The following is a 19,697-nucleotide window of genomic DNA, read 5'->3' on the forward strand; positions in this document are numbered from 1 at the left end:
CGAGGAGAAACCCATGCCCGCCCGCATCGTGCTCGTCCGCCACGGCGAGACCGCCTGGTCGGCCACCGGCCGGCACACCGGCCGCACCGACGTGCCGCTCACCGAGGAGGGGCGCGCGATGGCCCGGGCGCTCGGCAGCCGCCTCGCCCGCGCCCCCTGGAGCGGGCTCACCGACGCCGTCGTCTACACCAGCCCGCTCTCCCGGGCCCGCGAGACCTGCGAGCTGGCCGGCCTCGGCCACCGCGCCGTCGACCGCCCCGAACTGATGGAGTGGGACTACGGCCAGTACGAGGGCCGCACCGGCCCCGACATCCGCGCCACCGACCAGCCCGGCTGGCTGATCTGGCGCGACGGCGTGCCCGGCGGCGAGAAGCTCTCCGACGTCGCCGCCCGGGTCGACGGCTTCCTCGACGAGCTCAACTCCCACCACGGCGTGCCGCACCCCGAGACCACCAAGATGCACGCCGCCGACCGGGACGTGGTCCTGTTCGCCCACGGGCACCTGCTGCGCATCCTCACCGCCCGCTGGCTCGGCCTGCCGCCCGAGGCCGCCCAGCGGTTCAAGCTCGGCACCGCCGCGCTCTCGGTGCTGTCCTGGGAGTACGGCCTGCCGGCCGTCGAGATCTGGAACGACACCAGCCACCTCGACGGGCTCGCCGAGCACTCCTGAACACTCGCGGGCGTTCCTGCGCGGCGCCGGTGGCCGGACTCAGGCCGCCGGCGCCGCGTCGTACGCGGCCAGGAAGGCCCCCACCTCCGGGACGGCGCGGTGCTCCCGCAGCCGCCCGGCGGTGTCCGCCAGCATCTGCCGGATCCGCGCCGACCGGACCTGCCCCAGCAGCACCACCGCCGCCGAACCGTGCCCGCCCGCCCCGGCCAGATCGCCCCGGCCCAGCCGGTCGTGCGCCAACTCGGCGGTGTACAGCGCCCGGTTGCGCACGAAGTGCGGGTCCTGCAGCCTTATCGCCTGCCCGGCCCGGTCGCTCGCCAGGTCCCACTCGGCCAGCGCCGACCAGCACTGCGCCTCCAGCCCGGCCAGCTCCGCCTCGCCGAAGAAGGACATCCACTCCGGGTCCGCCGCCGACACCCCGCGGTCGAACAGCCGGTACGCCCGGGCCAGCGCCCGCCCGCACGCCGACCGGTCCTGCAGCACCGCCCAGCCGCCCGCCTCACGCATCGCCAGCAGCGACAGCAGCCGGTCCGACCCCAACTCCCGTGCGGCGGACTGCCCGGCCTGCGCTGCCCGGAGCGCCTCCCGCGGCCGCCCGGCATCCCGGGCCAGGAAGGCGCTGTTGCAGAACACATGCGCCTCCAGCGCCGCGTCGCCCGCCATCCGGGCCGTCGCCAGCGCCTCGGCGTAGAACGACCTGGCGTCCGCGAGGCGGTTCGAGTCGTGCGCCAACCAGCCGACCGAGATGGCGAGTTCACCGGCGCCTGCCTGGAGGCGTCGTTCGGTGGCGGCCGAGTAGTCGCCGTCGTTCAGCAGCACGTACGCGTGGCGCAGCGACTGCCCGGCCATCTCGAACAGGGCGTCCGCGCCGTGCGCGTCGTCCAGCAGGCGGATGTCGCGGACGGCCTGCTCGACCCCCCGGACCTCCGCCTCGCCCACCTTCCGGGGCGCCGGAATCTGCGGCCGGGCCGGCTCAGCGGCCAGCTGAAGGCCCTGCTGCGGCTTGGGTCCGGACCCCTGCCGCGGGGGCGGGACCGCGGCGTACGCCGGGCCGTCCAGGCCGAGCGCTGCCGCCAGGGCGGTCGAGCCGCCGCTCAGGAACGTACGGCGACGCACGTCGTCGTTCTCCTCATCGAACAGGTACCAAGGGGCGGGCGAGTGCGGTGCCGGGGGAGCCGGCTCGACCTCCGCCGCCCGGCCGCGGACCACCGTCCGCGGCGCGAAGCCGAGTTCCGCCAGCGACCGGTCCGGCCACATGTGCCGGAACACCCGCTCGTAGGCGTAGTTGGGACAGCGGATCTCCCCCGACTCCACCCGGCCGATGTAGCGCGCGTCGCACGACACGTGCTCCCCGATCTCCCGGGCGGCCCGGCGCACCGCGGTGGCGAACTCCCCGGGGGAGAGGTCACCGCGCAGCTCGCGCATGGCCGTGTTCGGGGCCGCCGGTACGGGCCGGCGGGCCGGCGCGGGCCGCGGGCCGCCTGCTCGGAGAGCTGCCATGGTGCGGACTCCAAGGTCGTGCCAGGTGGTGCCGGGCGGACCCGTCGGGGCCGCCGCGTCGCGATGACAGTACCGAAAGTCACCGGTCGGGCACGGCGAGTTGCCGGGACGGTCGCGGGCAATACCGGGCAAAACGGTCGGTGCTGCCGGGTTCCGCCATGAAATGCCATGGCTTGCTGTACGCCACCCCGTGGCCTCCTCCCCCTTTCCACCGTTGTCCTGATACGTGGAAGGCCCCCGCGCCACCCCCATCCGCCGCCCGCTCGCGTGGTTCGCCCCACTCGACCGGGTGACGGAGGCCGGTCGGCCCTCCGAGCAGACCAGGTGACAGGAGGTCCCCATGACCACCGGAGTGCCGCAGTACCGAGGCCGGACCGCGCAGGGCGCCGCCACCGCGTGCCCCGCCGTCCGCCCCGCCGCCCTGTACGACACCGTCACCGTCCCGGCCCGGCACGGCCTGGAAGCGGTCGACATCCTCCGCCTGCGACGCGCCTGCGGCGCCGTCCGGCAGACCGAGAGCGGCTCCGCGATCGCCTTCCTCGTCCCCGCCGGCACCGCCGAGAGCTGGCACCTCCCCGGCAGCTCCTGTACCCCCGGCGCCACCGTCCTGCCACCCACCGACCCGCACTGGATCATGCCGCCGACCGGCCCCGAATGCCTGGTCCGACCCACCGACGCCTGGGTCCTGCGCTCCGCCCTCTGCGAGGCCGCCTGCACGCTCACGGCAGGCGGCCTCGGTCCGTTCTGACCTTCCGACCTGCGGCGCCGACCCGGCCGTCGCGCGGAGTGGTCCGCGCGGAGCGGCTCCCAGCGGCGGCGATAATGTGCTCATGGGACGCAACAGGTCCGGCCGAGTCCGGGACGACAGCCCGGCCACCGGCCCCGGCGAGGGACGCACGCACACCCAGGGCCCGCTCATCCGCACCGTCGGCTCCGGCACCGCAGAACTGCGCCCCGACCGCGACCGCCCGTACGGCTGGCAGCTGCTGGTCGACGGCGCCCCGCAGTCCCTCGTCGACCTCGCCGATCCCACCCACCTCGGCTTCGAGTACCAGCGCCGCCTCGGCCACCTGATCGACCTCGCCGCCCCGCCCGGACGCCCCATCACCGCCCTGCACCTGGGCGGCGGCGCCCTCACCCTCGCCCGCTACACGGCCGCCACCCGCCCGCGCTCCCGCCAGCAGGTCGCCGAGATCGACACCGCCCTGACCGAACTCGTCCGCACCGAACTGCCGTTGGAACGCGGCTGGCAGATCAAGGTGCGAGGCGCCGACGCCCGCGCCGTCCTCGAACGGACCCCCGAAGGCAGCGTCGACCTGGTCATCGCGGACGTCTTCTCCGGCGCCCGGGTGCCCGCGCACTGCACCACCGTCGAATTCGCCGAACTCGCCTCCCGTGCCCTCGCCCCGGACGGCCGCTTCGCCGCGAACATCGCCGACGGCGCCGCCCTGCCGTTCGCCCGCGCCGAGGCGGCGACCCTGCTCGCCGTCTTCCCCGAGGTCTGCCTGATCGCTGACCCGGCCGTCCTGCGCGGCAAGCGCTTCGGCAACCTCATCCTCGCGGCGAGCCACCAACCCCTCCCGCTCGCCGAACTCGGCCGCCGGGTCGCCTCCGACTCCTACCTCGGCCGGATCGAACACGGCCGCCCGCTCACCGACTTCACCGCCGGCGCCGCCCCGATCACCGACACCACCGCCGCCCCGTCCCCGACCCCGCCGCCCACCGCCTTCCACTGAGGGCCCGGCAGAACGCGCGACCGCGCCGCGGCACCAACGGCGGATCGTGTGTTGCGGATTCGGGTCTGGTCGCTGCCGGGGTCGAGCTGCGTTGCCGTGCGCACAGCGGTCTACGCGTGACCGGCCGTGCGCTTTCGTGGTGCCGGGCTGGGCGCGCAGTTCCTCGCGCCCCTTCGGGCGCGGAGGCCGGTGGCCTGCGGGTGCCGCCCCGACCCCGCCGAACGCCTTCGCACTCAGGCCGAGGTTGGCCCACCATCCGAGGCGAACGCCGTGCGCTCCCGTAGTGCCGGGCTGGGCGCGCAGTTCCTCGCGCTCCTTCGGGCGGGGGCGGGGGCCGCGTTGCAGCGCCAACGGCGGGTCGTGTGTTGCGGATCCGGGTCCGGTTGTTGGCGGAGTCGAAGTGCGTGCGGTTCGCGCGGGCGGGGGTCAGTGGCCGGCGGGGAGGCCGCGGTGTTTGTACATGGCGGCGCCGGTGAGCAGGAGGCCGGCGGCGATGGGGGCCAGGACGGCGGTGCCGGTGTCGCCGCCGTCGGGGCGGGCGGCTGGGGTTGCGGCGGCGAGGGCGAGGTCGTCGGTGGCGGCCGCGTCGGGTTCGGCGGGGGAGCCGTCCGGGCGGGCGGGAGCGGGGCGGACCCCGGCGGGGTGGCCGTCGACGGCGGGGACGGCCGCGGCAACGGCGGTGCGCTGGACCGGGACGACGGCCCCGGGGCCGGTCGGCAGGACGGCGTCGGGCCCGGCGGTGGAGCGGGACGCCCGCGGGTCGTCCGCGCCGCGGCTCTGCGGCGGGACGCCCGGGACCAGGCCGGAGGCGATCGCGAAGGCGTCCGGGACGCCGGCGACCTGGCCGGGGAGCGGCAGCCCGTCGGTCCTGATCCGGTCCTGGAGAACCTGTTCCACCGAGGCGGCCGGCTGCTCCAGGACGGGTGCGGCGGTGTCGGCGAGCTGTCCGAGCAGTCCGGGGTCCTCCGCCCGGCCGGACGGCGCGGCGGAGCCGGGTGCACCGGCGCTCCCACCTGCGGCGCCGCCCCCCGACCGAACCGCCCCCGGCCGACCAGCCTCGGCCGGGCCGATCAGTCCGGCGGGCCCGGCGGGCCCGGCCGGGGTGGTGGCCGCGTGGGCGTCGGCGATGCCGAGCCCGAGTGCGCACACCTGGGCGGCGAGTATCGCCCCGCCCGCGGCCAGCGCCCGGGGCCCGGGGAGCCAGGCCGGCCGCCGGGCCCGCCCCACCCACCCGGCGGCGCCGGACGGCTCCGGCCCCGACTCCGACTCCGGCCACGCCTGCACCTGTGCCTGCGCCTGCTTCGCGTGTTGGGCTCGCACGTGAGAGGAGAACGAGCGGGACGCCTCCAGGTCACGCCGACCCTTCACGGAGAGTGACAGCGGGCCCCGGGGAGCGGTCAGTCGAGCCCGCCCCGCCGGATCACCTCCGCGTACCAACGGGCGCTCGCCTTGGGCGTCCGCGCCTGGGTCGCGTAGTCGACGTGGACGATGCCGAAACGCTTGCCGTAGCCGTACGCCCACTCGAAGTTGTCCAGCAGTGACCACAGGTAGTAGCCGCGGACGTCGGCCCCGGCGTCGACGGCGTCGGCGACGGCGGCGAGGTGGCCGGCGAGGTAGCGGATGCGCTCGGGGTCGTGGACGGTGCCGTCGGGGCCGACGACGTCCTCGAACGCGGCGCCGTTCTCGGTGACCAGCAGCGGCAGCCCGTACCGGCGGTGCAGGTCGGTGAGCGAGTCGGTGAGGCCGCTCGGGTCGATCGGCCAGCCCATCGCGGTGAGGTCGTCGTTGGCGCGGTGGAAGGCGACGTCCTCGGCGCCGGGCCAGGGGCTGTACGGGCTCTCGCCGTGGCCGTCGTGGCGGGGGAGGCCGGCGGCGTTCTCGGCGGAGGAGACGACGGTCGGGTTGTAGTAGTTGAGCCCGAGCAGGTCGAGGGGTCGGCCGATCTCGGCCCGGTCGCCGTCGTGGACCAGCCCGTCCCAGTCGACCAGGTGGGCGGTGTCGGCGAGCAGGTCGGCGGGGTAGCCGCCGTCGAACATCGGGCCGGTGAAGATCCGGTTGCCGACCGCGTCGATCCGGCGGGCGGCCTCCAGGTCGCCGGGGTGGGCGCTGTGCGGGCGGACCAGGTGCAGGTTGAGCGAGACGGCGATCCGGGCGGCGGCCGGCAGGGCAGCGCGCAGGGCGCCGACGGCCAGCCCGTGGCCGAGGTTGAGGTGGTGGGCGGCGCGCAGGGCGTCGGCGGGGCTGGTCCGGCCGGGGGCGTGGACGCCGGAGCCGTAGCCGAGGAAGGCGCTGCACCAGGGCTCGTTGAGGGTGGTCCAGACGGAGACCCGGTCGCCGAGGGCCTCGGCGGCGAGGCCGGCGTACTCGGCGAACCGGTACGCGGTGTCGCGGGCGGGCCAGCCGCCGGCCGCCTCCAACTCCTGGGGCAGGTCCCAGTGGTAGAGGGTGGCGACGGGAGTGATGCCGTGGGCGAGCAGTTCGTCGGTGAGGGCCCGGTAGAAGTCGAGGCCGCGTTCGACGGCGGGGCCGCGCCCGGTGGGCTGGATGCGCGGCCAGGACAGCGAGAAGCGGTACGAGGTGAGGCCGAGTTCGGCCATCAGCCGGACGTCCTCGCGGAAGCGGTGGTAGTGGTCGACGGCGGTGTCGCCGGTGTCGCCGTTGACCACCTTGCCGGGGGTGTGGCTGAAGGTGTCCCAGATCGAGGGGGTGCGGCCGCCTTCGCGGGCGGCTCCCTCGATCTGGTACGCCGCGGTGGCGGCCCCCCAGGCGAAGCCGGGCGGGAAGGGGCGCCGGGCGGGGCCGGCCAGGGTTCCTGCGGAGGTGTGAGGGTCGGTGACAGTCATGCGGGAGCGCTCCCATGAGTAGAAGGGACGGAATGGCGCGGCGTTCAACGCTGCGCCGAGCGGCGGTCCGCCGCTCAGCTCTTCACCGCGCCGGCCGTGATGCCGCCGACGATGTACTTCCCCAACAGGGCGAAGATCAGTAGGAGCGGGAGCGTGCCGATCAGAGCGCCGGTCATGATCACGGCCTGGTTGATGTCGTGCCCGCTGCCGCCGCCGATCGCCGACAGGGCGACCTGCACGGTCGGGTTCTGCTGGGTGAGCACCACGAACGGCCAGAAGAAGTCGTTCCACGACTGCACGAAGACCAGCATGCCCAGCACCGCCATGGCCGGCCTGGCCACCGGGAACACCACGTGCCAGATGATCCGCAGGCTGTGCGCGCCGTCCACCCGGGCCGCCTCGATCAGCTCGAACGGCAGTGCCTCGGTGAGGAACTGGCGCATGAAGAACACCCCGAACGCAGCCACCAGCGAGGGCAGGATCACCGCCTGGAGGTGGTTGCCCCAGTCCAGCCCGGTGATGATCCGGTACAGCGGGATGACGCTGAGCTGCGGCGGGATGGTCATGGTGGCCACCACCACCGCCAGCAGCGCCCCGCGGCCGCGGAACGCCAGCTTGGCGAAGGCGAATCCGGCCAGCGTGGAGAACAGCACGGTGGAGAGCGCCACGCAGCCCGCCACCACGGTGGAGTTGAGCAGCGCGGTGCCCATGTCCGCCTGGTCCCAGGCGGTCGAGACATTGGTCCAGAGCGAGCCGCCGGGCAGCAGCGGCGGCGGGGACTGGGCGACCCGCTCGCCGGTCGAACTGGCCGCGACGAAGGTCCAGTACAGCGGGAAGAGGGAGACGGCCGCGGCCAGTACCAGGACCAGGTAGGTGACCGGACCGGCCTTGTCCTGGTCGCCCGCGCCGGCCCGGAAGCGGCGCCGGCGGGCGGCGGGGAAGACGGAGGTGGCCATGGTTCAGCCTCCCAGCTGGGCGCGGTTGCGGCGGGTGAACAGGTGCTGGACGGCGCCGATCAGCAGCAGGAGCAGCAGCATCGTCCAGGCCACCGCCGAGGCCCGGCCCAACTGCCGGCTGGGCCAGCCCAGTTCGTACAGGTAGAGGCTGAGCGTCTGGAACTGGTGCGCGGAGCCGCCGCTGACCCCCACCCCGCCGCCGAACAGCAGCGGCTCACCGAACAGCTGGGTGGCGCCGATGGTGGAGACCACGATGGTGAACAGGATGGTCGGCCGGATCGAGGGCACCGTGATCCGGGTGAACTGCTGCCAGCGGGAGGCCCCGTCCAGGCTCGCCGCCTCGTACAGGTCCTTGGGCACGGCCTGCATCGCGGCCAGGTAGATCAGCGCGTTGTAGCCGGTCCACCGCCAGGTCACGATGGTCGAGATGGCGATCTGGGACGGCCAGGTGTCGGCGTACCAGTCGGTGCCGTGCACGCCGAACAGCGACAGGAACCAGTTGATCAGCCCGTAGTCCGGGTTGAACAGCTGGACGAACACCAGGGTGGCCGCCGCGATCGAGGTCGCGTACGGCGCCAGGATCGCCACCCGGAAGAAACCCCGGCCGCGCAGCCGGTAGTTGAGCAGGTGGGCCAGGCCGAGGGCCATCGCCAGCTGCGGGACGGTGGAGATCACCCCGATGGTGAAGGTGTTGCGCAGCGCCGTCCAGAACTGGTCGTTGCCCCACAGGCGGGTGTAGTTGTCCAGCCCGCGCCACTCCATGGTGTCCGGGGTGAGCAGGTCGACGTGGTGCAGCGAGAGCCAGCCCGTCCACAGCAGCGGGAACAGGCCGAAGGCGGCGAAGCAGAGGAAGAACGGGGCGACGAAGGCGTACGGGGCGGCCTTCAGGTCCAGCCGGTACAGGCGGGAGCGCCAGGCGGGGCGGGCGCGGGGGGCCGGGGGTGCGGGCGGCGCGGTGGTGCCGTCCGCGGGGGCGGGGGCGGACCCGTCCTCGGTCCCGGCTCGGATGGTGGTGGCCACGGGGACAGTCCTCCCGAAGGTGGCGGTGGGCGAAGGTGGCGCTGGGCGGTGGAGCGGGCGCCCGGCCGGGCGGATCGCCGGGCCGGGCAGGTCGGCGGCCGGAGGGCGTCAGTGACCGGTCTTGTCGTCGACCAGCTTCACCACGTTGGCCCAGGCCTTGGCCGGGTCGGTGCCGTGCTCCTCGATGTCGAGCACGCCGTTGTCGGTGATGATCGTCTTGACGTTGCCGTCCTGCTCACCGATCGGCGAGGGCTGGATGGCCTGCGCGGAGGCGGCGAAGATCTGCCCGGTCGGCGCGCCGTTGAAGTAGTCCTGCTTGGCGGCCTGCACGGCCGGCTGCTGCAGCCCGCCCACCGTCGAGGGCAGGTTGCCCACCTTGGTGAAGACCTTGGCCTGCTGCTCCGGCGCGGTCAGCCAGGCGGCCAGCGCGGCGGCCTCCTTCTGGTGCTTGCCCGCCTTCGGGACGGTCAGGAAGGCGCCGCCCCAGTTACTGGCGACCGGCGGCGCGGCGATGTCCCACTTGCCCTTGCCCGAGTCGCCGGAGTACTTGCCGATGATGCCGGTCATCCAGGACGGGCAGACCACGGTGGCGAACTTGGCGTTGGCGAAGGCCGCGTTCCACGGGTCCTGGAACTGGCGCAGACCGGCGCTGATCTTCGCCTGCGAGGCGGAGACCGCCAGGTCCCAGGCCTTCTTCACGCCCGGGCTGTCCTTGTAGACCAGCTTCCCGGAGGCGTCGGAGTACTGCTGCGCCTCGGCGGACAGCGCCGCGTTGAACAGGCCGCTGGCCGAGTCGGTGAAGAAGGTGCCGGCCGGGGCCTTGGCCTGGTACGCCTTGCCCGCCTCGACGAACCTGCTCCAGTCGCCCTGCCAGAGCTTGGCAACCTCGGCGCGGTCGGTGGGCAGGCCGGCCTGCTGGAACAGGTCGGTGCGGTAGCAGATCGCCATCGGGCCGATGTCGGTGCCGAGGCCGATCAGGGCGCCCTTGGCGGTGGTGGCCTGCTTGGACTTCCAGGGCAGCCAGTTGCCGGAGTTGACGCCGTCCACCTTGCTCAGGTCGGTGAACTTGTCGGCCAGCGTGCCGGTGGCCTGGGCGATGTAGCCGACCTCGACCGCCTGGATGTCGGCCAGGCCGCTGTTGGACGCCAGGTGGGTGGTGAGCGCGTCCCAGTACTTCTGGCCGTCCTGCGCGGTCTCGTACTTGATGGTGATGTTCGGGTGGGCGGCCATGTACTCGTCGTACAGGCCGGCCTCCTTGTAGCCGAAGGTGCCGAAGTCGCCCACGGTGAGCGTGATCTTCTCACCCCCACCGGGGGAGGCGTCCGAGCCGGACTTGGCACCGCTGCCGCAGGCGGTCAGCAGCAGGGCCGAGGAGGCGAGGGCCGCGGTGAGCAGGACACCCGCTCTGCGGGGGCGGGAGGTGGGGCGCATGGCGATCTCCTTGTTTTCCACTACAGTGTGGGTGGCCACTGTGGGAGCGCTCCCACAGCGGCCATGCCGGAAGGTTCGTCGGTCGCGGGGGTGGGTGTCAAGACGTGATGTCCGATCCGTTGCCGCGATGTGTCCTCGCCGGGGGACCTGGCGGAGGCCACCCGGAGGCCCGCCGGGGGGCCGCAACCGGCCACAATGGGCACCTGTCCGATCTCCAGCGACACCCGAGAGGTGAGCGATGAGCCAGACCGCACCGCGCCCCGACGGGCCCCACGGCGGCCCCGGCGCCGTGGGGCGCGGCTCCGCGCGCCCCACCCTGGAGGAGGTGGCCGCCCTGGCCGGCGTCGGCCGCGGCACGGTCTCCCGGGTGATCAACGGCTCGCCCCGGGTCAGCGACAAGGCGCGCCAGGCGGTCCAGTCGGCCATCGCCGAACTCGGCTACGTCCCCAACCGGGCGGCGCGCACCCTGGTCACCTCACGGACCGACTCGATCGCCCTGGTCGTCCCGGAGGCGGAGACCCGGCTGTTCTCCGAGCCGTACTTCTCCGACATCATCAGCGGCGTCTCCGCCGAACTGGCCGAGACCGACATGCAGCTGCTGCTGATCCTGGTCCGCAACCAGCGCGAGCGGGAGCGACTTTCGGCCTATCTCACCGCGCAGCGCGTCGACGGCGTCCTGCTGGTGTCGGTGCATCAGGACGACCCGCTGCCGAGCCTGCTGGAGAGCCTGGAGATCCCCTCGGTGCTGGCCGGCCGGCGCAGTGACCTGGAGCCGCTCAGCTACGTCCACGCGGACAACGCGGGCGGCGCCCGGATGGCCGTCCGGCACCTGCTGCGGCGCGGCTGCACCCGGGTCGCCACGCTGACCGGGCCGCTGGACATGGAGGTGGCGCAGGCCCGCCTCGGCGGCTACCGGCGGGCGCTGGAGGAGGCCGGGCGCCCGTACGACGAGGGCCTGGTCGGCCTGGCCGACTTCACCGAGGACGGCGGCCGGCTGGCGATGCGTGAGCTGCTGGAGCGCCGGCCCGACCTGGACGGCGTCTTCTGCGCCTCGGACGTGATGGCGGCCGGAGCGATGCAGGTGCTCAGGGCCGCGGGGCGGCGGGTGCCGGACGACGTCGCCGTGATCGGCTTCGACGACTCCATCGTGGCCCGGCACACCGATCCGCCGATGACCAGCGTCCGCCAGCCGATCGAGGAGATGGGGCGGACGATGGCCCGGCTGCTGCTGGACGAGATCACCGAGCGCGGCCGCGCCCGGCGGCAGGTCGTGCTCGCCACCGAGCTGGTGGTGCGGGAGTCGGCCTGACCGCCGGGCGGTTGGCCGCCCGGCCGGTCGACAGCCCGGGCGGCCAACCGCCCGGGGACGGCCGGGGCGGGCGCGGCGCGCTCGGCGCGGGTGCGCGGGTCAGTCGTTGGGGCGCAGGGTCCAGGTGATGGTCATCACGCCGGTGACGGCGCCGTCGGCGCGGGTGATGTCGACGGTGACCGGGAACTCCGGGCGCTCGCCCTTGTCCAGCTCGGCGACCACGTCGGCGATCGGACGGCCCAGGGTGGCGGTCGCGACGACGTCGCCGCGGGCGATCTTCTTGAACGCCATCTCGGCGTTGGTGGGCAGCGGCACCGCCCGGCCCAGCTGGTCGCCGAAGGCGGCGAGCACGATGGCACCGCTCGCCGACTCGGCCAGCGTGAACATCGCGCCGGCGTGCGGGCCGCCGACGTGGTTCTGGTACTCGGGCTGGTCGGGCAGCCGGAGCACGGCCCGCTCGGCGGTGGTCTCCAGGTACTCCAGCTTGAGGGTCTTCACCATGGGGACGGTGGAGGCGAGCAGCTCGCCGATCGAAGTCGTGGTCATGGCGAGCATGTTACTAGCGGGTAGCTTCACCGTCCATGAATGCCCGCGCCGGAAACCCGAAAAGCCCGAGGGCCCGGTCTGAGAAGACCGGGCCCTCGGGTGATGGGGTGAGTGACGGGACTCGAACCCGCGGCCACCTGGACCACAACCAGGTGCTCTACCAACTGAGCTACACCCACCATCTGTCCGGGCGGTTTCTCGCTTTCGCGTTCCCCGCTCCGACAGGAAGAACTCTACAGGATCCGAGAGGGTGCTCGCGCCAGGGTTTCCCGGTGGGCCGCATCACCCCCGAGCCGGGCCGCCGTCCCGACCGGAGGGCAGGTCAGGCCGTGGGCACCTGGTGCCTGGCGGCGATCTCCCGGGCGGCCTCGGTGTCCGGACCGGGCTGCGGGACGAACACCGCCTCGCGGTAGTACCGCAGTTCGGCGATCGACTCGCGGATGTCCGCCAGCGCCCGGTGGTTGCCGCCCTTCTGCGGGCTGTTGTAGTAGGCGCGCGGGTACCAACGACGGGCCAGCTCCTTGATCGAGGAGACGTCCACGATCCGGTAGTGCAGGTGCGCCTCCAGGGCCGGCATGTCCCGGGAGAGGAAGCCGCGGTCAGTGGCGACCGAGTTGCCGCACAGCGGCGTCTTCCCCGGCTCCGGCACGTGCTCGCGGATGTACGCCAGCACCTTCTCCTCGGCCTCGGCCAGGGTGACCCCGTGCTCCAGCTCCTCCAGCAGCCCGGACGCGGTGTGCATGGTGCGCACCACGTCCGGCATGCCGGCCAGCGCCTCGGCTGGCGGACGGATGATCACGTCCACGCCCTCGCCGAGGATGTTCAGCTCCGAGTCGGTCACCAGCGCGGCGACCTCGACCAGGGCGTCCCGGTCGAGGTCGAGGCCGGTCATTTCACAATCGATCCACACCAGACGGTCATTCACGCCCCTCACCCTACGGCGCGATCGCGCGAGGCGGAGACCGCCCGCGTTCCGCGCCCGCGCTGCGCCTGGTCGGCGGGCTCCGCCGCGGCCCCGCCGTCGGCGGCGTCGGGTGCGTTTGTCGCCCGTCCGGCGCCGCCGCGGGCGCCCTGGTCCGGAGTGCCCGCGCCGGCCGCCGGGCCGGTCGGGTGACCGCCGGCCGAGCCCGTCGCGGGCCCGCCCGCGCCCGCGCCGCGGGCCGGTGCGGTGCCCGGCGTGTCGTGGCCGGGCCGCTCGCTGCGGTGGCCGAGCCCGGGCCCGCGGACCCCGGGCTGGTCGGCTCCGTACTCGTCCGCGATGGCGTGCTCGACGCCCCGCTCGGGCACTCGCTCGCCGGGCCGGCCGCCCGGACGGACCGGACGCCCCGCGCCGGGACCACCCTGCGGCGGCACCAGCGGACGGGTCCGCTGCCGCGCGCCCGCCTGCGGCCCGGGGGCCGCGCCGGTCGACGGGCCGCCGACCGGGCCGGGGCCCGACGGATGCGGCACGCCCTGGTACTGGGCGAGGGGGTGCTGGCCGGCCGGGTGCTGAACACCGGGACGGTCGCCCGGATGCGGACCGGGATGAGCGCCGAGGTGCTGGCCGGGGTGCTGGCCGCCGTGCGACCCGGACGCGTGCGCGGGCACCGCGCCGCCCGGGTGCGGGTGGCCGCCCGCCGGCCCGCCCGGACCCGCGCCGTACCCGGCGCCCACCGCCACGGCCGTCCGGTCGCCCGGCACCGCCTGCGACGGCACCGTGGCCACCGGCGCGGCGGGACGGCGGGCCCGGTAGTTGGTCCGGTACGCGGCGGGGGAGACCCCGAGCTGTCGGCGGAAGTGCCCGCGCAGCGCCACCGGGGAACGGAAACCGCAGCGCCGGGCCACGTCGTCCACCGACAGGTCCGAGGTCTCCAGCAGCCGCTGCGCCTGCAGCACCCGCTGGGTGATCAGCCACTGCAGCGGCGCGCTGCCGGTGAGGGTGCGGAAACGGCGGTCGAAGGTGCGGCGGCTCATGTACGCCCGAGCGGCCAGCACCTCCACGTCGAACTGCTGGTTGAGGTTCTCCAGCGCCCAGGTGACGACCTCCGCCAGCGGGTCGTTCCCGATCTCCTCCGGTAAAGACTGGTCGATGTACTGGGCCTGTCCGCCGCCGCTGCGGCGGTTCGGCACCACCAGGCGGCGGGCCAGCGCGTTGGCCGCCTCGGCGCCGTGGTCGCTGCGCACCACGTGCAGGCACAGGTCGATGCCGGCCGCGGTACCGGCCGAGGTCAGCACGTCGCCGTCGTCCACGAACAGCTCGCGCGGGTCGACGTGGACCCGCGGGTAGCGCTTGGCCAGCGTCGGCGCGTACATCCAGTGGGTGGTCGCCGGACGGCCGTCCAGCAGACCGGCGGCGGCGAGCACGAACGCGCCGGTGCACAGGCCGATGATCCGGGCGCCCTCGTGGTGGGCTTTGCGGAGCGCGGCGATCGCCTCCACCGGCGGCGGCTGCGAGATCGAGCGCCAGGCCGGGACCACGATCGTGCCCGCCCGGGCCAGTGCCTCCAGTCCGTACGGTGCGGTGAGGGTCAGGCCGCCGGTGGTGGTCAGCGGGCCCTCCTCGCCCCCGCAGACCAGCAGCCGGTAGCGCGGCACCCCGGCGTCCTGGCGGTCCACGCCGAAGACCGACAGCGGGATCGAGCTCTCGAAGATCGGCGCACCGCTGAACAGCAGCACCGCCACGGTCTCCCGGCGCCGCCGCCCGGAGAGCTTGCGCGGCGCGGGCATCGACAGCGGGGCACCGGCGGCGGGGGCGCCCGGCCCGGTGAGGCCGGACGCGGCGGCCGGCACGCCGCCACTCTGACCGTGCGTCAGTCCGGCGGTGGGGCCGGCCAGCTGGGCGCCGAGATGGGCACCGAGCTGGGCCCCCGGCGCACCGCCGGGCGCGGCGAAGGCCGGACCGCCGGCGCCGACTGCCACGGCGGACGAAGCGGAACCGGCCTGCGGGTGCGGGTACGACGGGGCGAACGACGGGGCGAACGACTGGGTGTGCGGAGGGGTGTACTGCTGCGCGTGGAACGGATGGTGACCGACCGTCGGGTGACCCCCCTGGTGACCCGTACCGACTCTCGCGCCGCGCCCCGGGAGACCGGTGGGAGGCTGGCCGCCTTCAGCACCCGCGTCGCTCCTGCTCACCCTGCTCAAGGCGCTCCAGCCCCCTCGGTGGTGTGGTGTTGTGGTGCGGCACTGCTCGCCAAGATCGAATCTACTTGGTGGACCGATGCTGTTGTGACAAGTTCACCATCCGACGCTATGTCGACATGGCAATTTGGCGTGATGCATTCGATCACGAAGCGTGGCACCCGTCGACCCCCCTGTGAAGGGGGCGCGGGCAACGGTGGCTTGTTGTCGCACGACCCATCCGCGTCCCGCCCGCGCTCGGGCCGCCTGCCGGCCGGTGTGGGCTGCGGCTTTGTCCGGCGGGAAGGGGGTTGACGCAGAATGACCGAAAACAGGCGGTCCGAATCCGGGGCGCACGAGCCCCCACCGCGCGCCGCGGCGCACGCCCGCCACCGCCGCCGCAGCCCCGCCGGATCAGCGGTGTACGGCCCCTGGAGCCCCCCTGGCGGCCCGGTGGAATTCCCGCGACCACGGACCGAACCGGCGGCTAGGGTCGGCCCCATGGAGAAGCTCGGCCGGCTCGAACTGGCCAACGACAACGCGGCTTCCTTCTGGCTCGCCCAGGCTGCCGCCCACGGCTGGGACACCCTGCGCCGCCCCGGCTGGACGGCCATCCGCTGCGCCCGCGACGCCGGCGACGCCCACCGCGTGGTGATCACCCGACCGTACGACGAACCGGCGGCACTGGAAGCCGAGTTGGCCGATCTCTTCGTCGACTGGGGAACGGCCGGCGTCTGCGTGGAGGACCCCTACCACCGACTCGACCTCACCCGACACGGCGTCACCTCGCAGCTGCCGCTGGCCGTCATGACCCGCGAACCCGGGCCGCTCCCGCACGCCGCCCCCGGCGGCTACCGGCGCGATCCGGACGGACGGGTGGCCGAACCGGTCGCCGTCAAGATCGAGGAGGCGCTGGACGCCGCCGCGCTGGCCGAGGTCGAGCGCGCGGTCGTCGACGGCTTCCCGATCCCCGCCCGGCAGCCCTGGCGCCCGGCCGAGCTGCTCCCGCCCGCGCTCCTCGAACAGAGCGGCTTCCGGGCTTGGCTGGCCCGGGTCGACGGCCACCCGGCGGGGGCCTGCACCACCTACGACGACGGACGGGCGGTCGGCGTCTACTGGGTCGCCACCCTGCCCGACCACCGATCCTCGGGCATCGGCCGCGCCGTCCTCACCCACGCCCTGGGCGGCTACCCCGACCGGGTGGCCACCCTGACCGCCACCCTCCTCGGCGAACCCCTCTACCGCAAGCTCGGCTTCACCGAGGCCGCGACCACCCACTGGTGGCGCTAGGGCCGCCCGTTCCCGCCGGGCCGCCGCCGAACCACGCAGCTCGCCGGCCCTCGACCGACACCCGTCGCGCCTGAGCCGTACGCCGCACGGTGCGCGAGGCGAGCGCGGCTCGGCGGTCGGAGCCGTGGGCGGGCCGCGGCGCGGCGGAGACCGGTTTACCCGCCCCCGCCGTCTCCCGCCGTCTCCCGCCGCGCGAGCCGTTCGCACGGCGCGCCGCAGGCGGGTCTCAGCCCGCTGCCACGCCCCTGGCGGCCGGGACGGCCGGGCCGGTCGTGCGGCGGCCGCGGGCGGCCAGGGCGGCGGCCACGGTGGCGGTGCTCGGGGCGTTGCGGGAGCTGAGGATCATCCCGACCGCCTCGGGCAGGCCGGGGGCGCTGAGCGTCGGCCGGTAGCCGAGCTCGGCCCAGGGGCGGCCGTGGTGGAGCCAGACGCTGCGCAGCCCGGTCGCGGTGGCGCCGGCGATGTCGGCGGGGGCGTGGTCGCCGACCATCCAGGTGTGCGCGGTCCAGTCCCCGGTGATCGGGAAGCCGCAGCGGCGGGCGCCGATCTCGAAGATCAGCGGGTCCGGCTTGACGCACCGGGCCTCCTCCGAGATCACCCAGCCGTCGACCAGCGCCGCCAGCCCGGCCCGGCGGATCTTCTCCAGCTGCGGGCGGGTGCCGCCGTTGCTGACGATGCCGATGGTCCACCCGGCGTCGCGGGCCGCCCGCAGCGCCGCGACGTGCGAATCGGGGCAGTGGATGTGCGAGTTGATGCCGCGGCGGTAGTGGGCGAGCAGGAAGTCGAGGGTGTGGTCGAAGCCGTAGCGGCGCTTCGCGGCGCCCAGTACGGTGCTGCGCGGCACGTAGCCGCCGCCGTCGAGGGTGACCAGCCAGTCGAGGTCGGCGGACGGCAGTCGGTGTTCGGCGAGGAAGTCCCGTGCCCAGGCCCGGAACGCGGCGTCCCGGGGCAGCAGCGTGTTGTCGAGGTCGAGCAGGAGCAGCGGCATGCCGTCGATGCTGCCAGCGTCCCGGCCCTATGCACGTGGCAATTGCCAAGGGCGAGCGGAAAACCCACGAATTGGCCGAATACGGATGGCCCGTTCCGCCCAAGGCGTCCGGCGGATCACCGCAGGCGCAAGGGCCGGAGCGACGGCTGCGCGCCGATGACGGTCGGGTCACGTTGTGTGGATGCACTGTTGCGCATCCGGGATCCGGTCGGTCAAGCTCCTGTGAACCTCTTCGGGCGGGGCCGCACCGAGCGCCGGCCCGGGGGCGTGAACGGCACGGCGCGCGCATCCCTCGTAAGCGGGATCCTTGCCGTACAAGGGCTCTACTGCTGGGCTGGGCCTGCGCCCCGTCGTACTCTGAGAGGAGCAGGTCGCCATCGGTCCGTCCCGGGTGAAGAGCTTTGAGTCATGGCTGGTTTTGACGGTGTGCGCCGCGGCTGGCCGAGGCCACGCCAGCGCAGGGGGCCGGGGTCCTTCGAGGGTCCGGCCGCAGGGTCCGCGTCGGGCCCGGGTGGGAACGGTCGAGGAGACGGTGCGATGACCGACGGCACGTGGCCGGCGACGGATCGGCGGGACGGCGAGGGCAACGGCGAGCCGGTGCTGCGCGAGCAGCCCTCGCGGGCCCTGGATCCACTGTTCCAGCACGGTGTGGTGGTGGGCTTCGACGGCTCGCTGTCCAGCGAGCGGGCGCTGGCGTACGCGGTGGGCATGGCGAAGCGCTCGCAGTGCGGCCTGGTGATCGTCCACGTGGCGAACCGGCTGCCGGCGACGGTCTGGGCGGGCTGCGAGCCGCCGGTGTTCGTGGACCTGCCCGACCACCGCACCGAGATCCTGGGCCTGGAGCTGGCCTGTGCGGACTTCCTGGCGGACGTGCCGTGGATCCTGGTGGAGCGCGGCGGCGACATCTGCCACGAGATCGAGGAGGTCGGCCGTGAGTACGCCGCCGACGCGATCGTCGTCGGCAGTACCCACGGCCTGCTGGGAAAGCTCTTCGGTTCGGTCTCCGGGCGGCTGGCCCGTCGGGCCAACCGTCCGGTGATCGTGATCCCCTAGCGGATCGGGCTAGCGGATCGGGCTAGCGGGTCGGGCTAGCGGATCGGGCGGGTCAGGAGTTCATCCCCAGCTCGCGCGCGATGAGCATCCGCTGGACCTCGGAGGTGCCCTCGCCGATCTCGAGGATCTTGCAGTCGCGCCAGAAGCGGGCGACGGGGTACTCGTTCATGAAGCCGTACCCGCCGTGGATCTGGGTGGCCTCGCGGGCGTTGTCGACGGCGGCCTCGGAGGCGTACAGCTTCGCGATCGCGGCCTCCTTCTTGAACGGCTCGTCGTGCACCAGCCGGGAGGCGGCGTCGCGCCAGGCCAGGCGAGCGTTGTGGGCGCGCATCTCCATGTCGGCGATCTTGAACTGGATGACCTGGTTGGCGCCGATCGGACGGCCGAAGGCGCGACGGGTGGCGGCGTAGGAGAGCGACTGGTCGACGCAGCCCTGGGCGAGGCCGGTGGAGAGGGCGGCGATGGCGATGCGGCCCTCGTCGAGGATCCGCAGGAACTGGGCGTAGCCGCGGCCGCGCTGACCGAGCAGGTTGGCGGCGGGGACCCGGCAGTCGGTGAAGGAGAGCTCGCGGGTGTCGGAGGCGTTCCAGCCGACCTTGGAGTACTTCTTGGAGACCGTGAAGCCCGGGGTTCCGGTCGGAACGATGATGGAGGAGATCTCGCGGGTCGGCGAGAGCTTCGCATCGCTTTCACCGGAACGAGTGAGCGGCTCGGTCAGCGCGGTGACGGTGACCAGACCGGTGATCTCGGTGCCCGAGTTGGTGATGAAGCACTTGGTGCCGTTGATCACCCACTCGTCGGTCGCCTCGTCGTACCGCGCGGTGGTGCGGGTGGCGCCGGCGTCGGAGCCGCCCTCGGGCTCGGTCAGGCCGAAGGCGCCGAGCATCTCACCGGACGTCAGCTTCGGCAGCCACTCGCGCTTCTGCTCCTCGGTGCCGAACCGGTAGATCGGCATCGCGCCGAGCGAGACGGCGGCCTCCAGGGTGATCGCGACCGAGGAGTCGACCCGCGCCAGCTCCTCGAGCACCAGGCCGAGCGCGAAGTAGTCGCCGCCCATGCCGCCGTACTCCTCCGAGAAGGGCAGGCCGAACAGGCCCATCCGACCCATCTCGCGGACGATCTCGTACGGGAACTCGTTCTGCTCGTAGAACTCGCCGATCTTGGGCGCGACCACGTCGTTGGCGAACTCCGCCACGGTGCGCCGGAGCTCCTCGTACTCGGTGCTCAGCCGGTGGCCGAACATGGTGATCCTCCTG

Annotated in this window: 15 protein-coding genes, 1 tRNA gene and 2 pseudogenes; 6 read left to right on the top strand and 12 right to left on the bottom strand. The window is 74.0% G+C overall.

The features are described 5' to 3' along the window. Window positions 1–13: 13 nt before the first annotated feature. Window positions 14–670, top strand: a complete 657-nt coding sequence (locus tag FHR36_RS16860; RefSeq protein ID WP_253798034.1) for a histidine phosphatase family protein — start codon at window positions 14–16, stop codon at window positions 668–670. Between the two features lie 39 nt (window positions 671–709). On the opposite strand, the gene FHR36_RS16865 is transcribed toward FHR36_RS16860, so the two are convergent. After that, entirely contained in the window at window positions 710–2,170 is a 1,461-nt protein-coding gene (locus tag FHR36_RS16865) for an NsdA family TPR-like regulatory protein (protein ID WP_253798035.1), read from the bottom strand. Between the two features lie 340 nt (window positions 2,171–2,510). On the opposite strand from FHR36_RS16865, the gene FHR36_RS16870 reads away from it, so the two are divergent. Together FHR36_RS16870 and FHR36_RS16875 are read left to right on the top strand one after the other, a co-directional pair. Beyond that, window positions 2,511–2,918: a hypothetical protein gene (locus FHR36_RS16870; protein ID WP_253798036.1), complete on the top strand. Its 408-nt coding sequence runs from the start codon at window positions 2,511–2,513 to the stop codon at window positions 2,916–2,918. Window positions 2,919–3,000: 82 nt separating this feature from the next. Continuing rightward, the gene (locus FHR36_RS16875) at window positions 3,001–3,906 is read left to right on the top strand and encodes a spermidine synthase (RefSeq protein WP_253798037.1); all 906 of its coding nucleotides are present in this window, start codon (window positions 3,001–3,003) and stop codon (window positions 3,904–3,906) included. Window positions 3,907–4,332: 426 nt separating this feature from the next. Here FHR36_RS16875 and FHR36_RS16880 read toward each other — a convergent pair whose 3' ends face one another. From FHR36_RS16880 to FHR36_RS16900, 5 genes are all read right to left on the bottom strand, one after another. Then, on the bottom strand, window positions 4,333–5,226 hold the full coding sequence (locus FHR36_RS16880) for a hypothetical protein (RefSeq protein WP_253798038.1): 894 nt from the start codon (window positions 5,224–5,226) through the stop codon (window positions 4,333–4,335). Window positions 5,227–5,303: 77 nt separating this feature from the next. After that, complete coding sequence (locus FHR36_RS16885; RefSeq protein ID WP_253798039.1) at window positions 5,304–6,749, bottom strand: GH1 family beta-glucosidase; 1,446 nt, start codon at window positions 6,747–6,749, stop codon at window positions 5,304–5,306. A 74-nt stretch (window positions 6,750–6,823) separates the two neighbouring features. Then, complete coding sequence (locus FHR36_RS16890) at window positions 6,824–7,705, bottom strand: carbohydrate ABC transporter permease (protein WP_253798040.1); 882 nt, start codon at window positions 7,703–7,705, stop codon at window positions 6,824–6,826. A gap of 3 nt (window positions 7,706–7,708) precedes the next feature. Then, on the bottom strand, window positions 7,709–8,725 hold the full coding sequence (locus tag FHR36_RS16895; protein WP_380232289.1) for a carbohydrate ABC transporter permease: 1,017 nt from the start codon (window positions 8,723–8,725) through the stop codon (window positions 7,709–7,711). Window positions 8,726–8,833: 108 nt separating this feature from the next. Further along, window positions 8,834–10,156, bottom strand: coding sequence for an ABC transporter substrate-binding protein (locus FHR36_RS16900; protein WP_253798041.1), 1,323 nt, complete (start codon window positions 10,154–10,156; stop codon window positions 8,834–8,836). 238 nt (window positions 10,157–10,394) lie between these two features. Between FHR36_RS16900 and FHR36_RS16905 the strand changes: the two genes are divergently transcribed. Further along, entirely contained in the window at window positions 10,395–11,465 is a 1,071-nt protein-coding gene (locus FHR36_RS16905) for a LacI family DNA-binding transcriptional regulator (RefSeq protein WP_253798042.1), read from the top strand. A 99-nt stretch (window positions 11,466–11,564) separates the two neighbouring features. Here the strand turns inward: FHR36_RS16905 and FHR36_RS16910 are convergent, their stop codons facing one another. The 4 genes and pseudogenes from FHR36_RS16910 to FHR36_RS16925 form a co-directional block, all read right to left on the bottom strand. Then, window positions 11,565–12,011 (bottom strand): DUF4442 domain-containing protein, encoded by a 447-nt coding sequence (locus tag FHR36_RS16910; protein ID WP_253798043.1) that lies wholly within the window; start codon window positions 12,009–12,011, stop codon window positions 11,565–11,567. A 103-nt stretch (window positions 12,012–12,114) separates the two neighbouring features. Beyond that, window positions 12,115–12,190, bottom strand: a tRNA-His gene (locus FHR36_RS16915). A 143-nt stretch (window positions 12,191–12,333) separates the two neighbouring features. Next, window positions 12,334–12,936 (bottom strand): oligoribonuclease, encoded by a 603-nt coding sequence (gene orn / locus FHR36_RS16920; protein WP_253798044.1) that lies wholly within the window; start codon window positions 12,934–12,936, stop codon window positions 12,334–12,336. A gap of 641 nt (window positions 12,937–13,577) precedes the next feature. After that, window positions 13,578–14,717: pseudogene (locus FHR36_RS16925) on the bottom strand (helix-turn-helix domain-containing protein); the annotation flags it as partial. Window positions 14,718–15,611: 894 nt separating this feature from the next. Between FHR36_RS16925 and FHR36_RS16930 the strand changes: the two are divergent. Further along, a complete protein-coding gene (locus FHR36_RS16930) occupies window positions 15,612–16,400 on the top strand; it encodes a GNAT family N-acetyltransferase (protein ID WP_253798045.1) in 789 nt (262 codons plus the stop codon). Window positions 16,401–16,626: 226 nt separating this feature from the next. On the opposite strand, the gene FHR36_RS16935 is transcribed toward FHR36_RS16930, so the two are convergent. Further along, a complete protein-coding gene (locus FHR36_RS16935; RefSeq protein ID WP_253798046.1) occupies window positions 16,627–17,388 on the bottom strand; it encodes an HAD family hydrolase in 762 nt (253 codons plus the stop codon). Window positions 17,389–18,000: 612 nt separating this feature from the next. On the opposite strand from FHR36_RS16935, the pseudogene FHR36_RS16940 reads away from it, so the two are divergent. Next, window positions 18,001–18,441, top strand: a pseudogene (locus FHR36_RS16940) (universal stress protein); the annotation flags it as partial. 52 nt (window positions 18,442–18,493) lie between these two features. Here the strand turns inward: FHR36_RS16940 and FHR36_RS16945 are convergent. After that, window positions 18,494–19,684 (bottom strand): acyl-CoA dehydrogenase family protein, encoded by a 1,191-nt coding sequence (locus tag FHR36_RS16945; protein ID WP_253798048.1) that lies wholly within the window; start codon window positions 19,682–19,684, stop codon window positions 18,494–18,496. Window positions 19,685–19,697: the final 13 nt, after the last annotated feature.

Origin of the sequence: Kitasatospora cinereorecta (assembly GCF_024172095.1) — a bacterium.
Classification (GTDB): Bacteria; Actinomycetota; Actinomycetes; order Streptomycetales; family Streptomycetaceae; genus Kitasatospora; species Kitasatospora cinereorecta.

What these genes read in the sequence shown, in the direction of transcription:
- FHR36_RS16860 (WP_253798034.1), top strand. Translation starts at nt 14, where the DNA reads ATGCCCGCCCGCATCGTGCTCGTCCGCCACGGCGAGACCGCCTGGTCG.
- FHR36_RS16865 (WP_253798035.1), bottom strand. Translation starts at nt 2,170, where the DNA reads ATGGCAGCTCTCCGAGCAGGCGGCCCGCGGCCCGCGCCGGCCCGCCGG.
- FHR36_RS16870 (WP_253798036.1), top strand. Translation starts at nt 2,511, where the DNA reads ATGACCACCGGAGTGCCGCAGTACCGAGGCCGGACCGCGCAGGGCGCC.
- FHR36_RS16875 (WP_253798037.1), top strand. Translation starts at nt 3,001, where the DNA reads ATGGGACGCAACAGGTCCGGCCGAGTCCGGGACGACAGCCCGGCCACC.
- FHR36_RS16885 (WP_253798039.1), bottom strand. Translation starts at nt 6,749, where the DNA reads ATGACTGTCACCGACCCTCACACCTCCGCAGGAACCCTGGCCGGCCCC.
- FHR36_RS16890 (WP_253798040.1), bottom strand. Translation starts at nt 7,705, where the DNA reads ATGGCCACCTCCGTCTTCCCCGCCGCCCGCCGGCGCCGCTTCCGGGCC.
- FHR36_RS16900 (WP_253798041.1), bottom strand. Translation starts at nt 10,156, where the DNA reads ATGCGCCCCACCTCCCGCCCCCGCAGAGCGGGTGTCCTGCTCACCGCG.
- FHR36_RS16905 (WP_253798042.1), top strand. Translation starts at nt 10,395, where the DNA reads ATGAGCCAGACCGCACCGCGCCCCGACGGGCCCCACGGCGGCCCCGGC.
- FHR36_RS16910 (WP_253798043.1), bottom strand. Translation starts at nt 12,011, where the DNA reads ATGACCACGACTTCGATCGGCGAGCTGCTCGCCTCCACCGTCCCCATG.
- FHR36_RS16930 (WP_253798045.1), top strand. Translation starts at nt 15,612, where the DNA reads ATGGAGAAGCTCGGCCGGCTCGAACTGGCCAACGACAACGCGGCTTCC.
- FHR36_RS16935 (WP_253798046.1), bottom strand. Translation starts at nt 17,388, where the DNA reads ATGCCGCTGCTCCTGCTCGACCTCGACAACACGCTGCTGCCCCGGGAC.
- FHR36_RS16945 (WP_253798048.1), bottom strand. Translation starts at nt 19,684, where the DNA reads ATGTTCGGCCACCGGCTGAGCACCGAGTACGAGGAGCTCCGGCGCACC.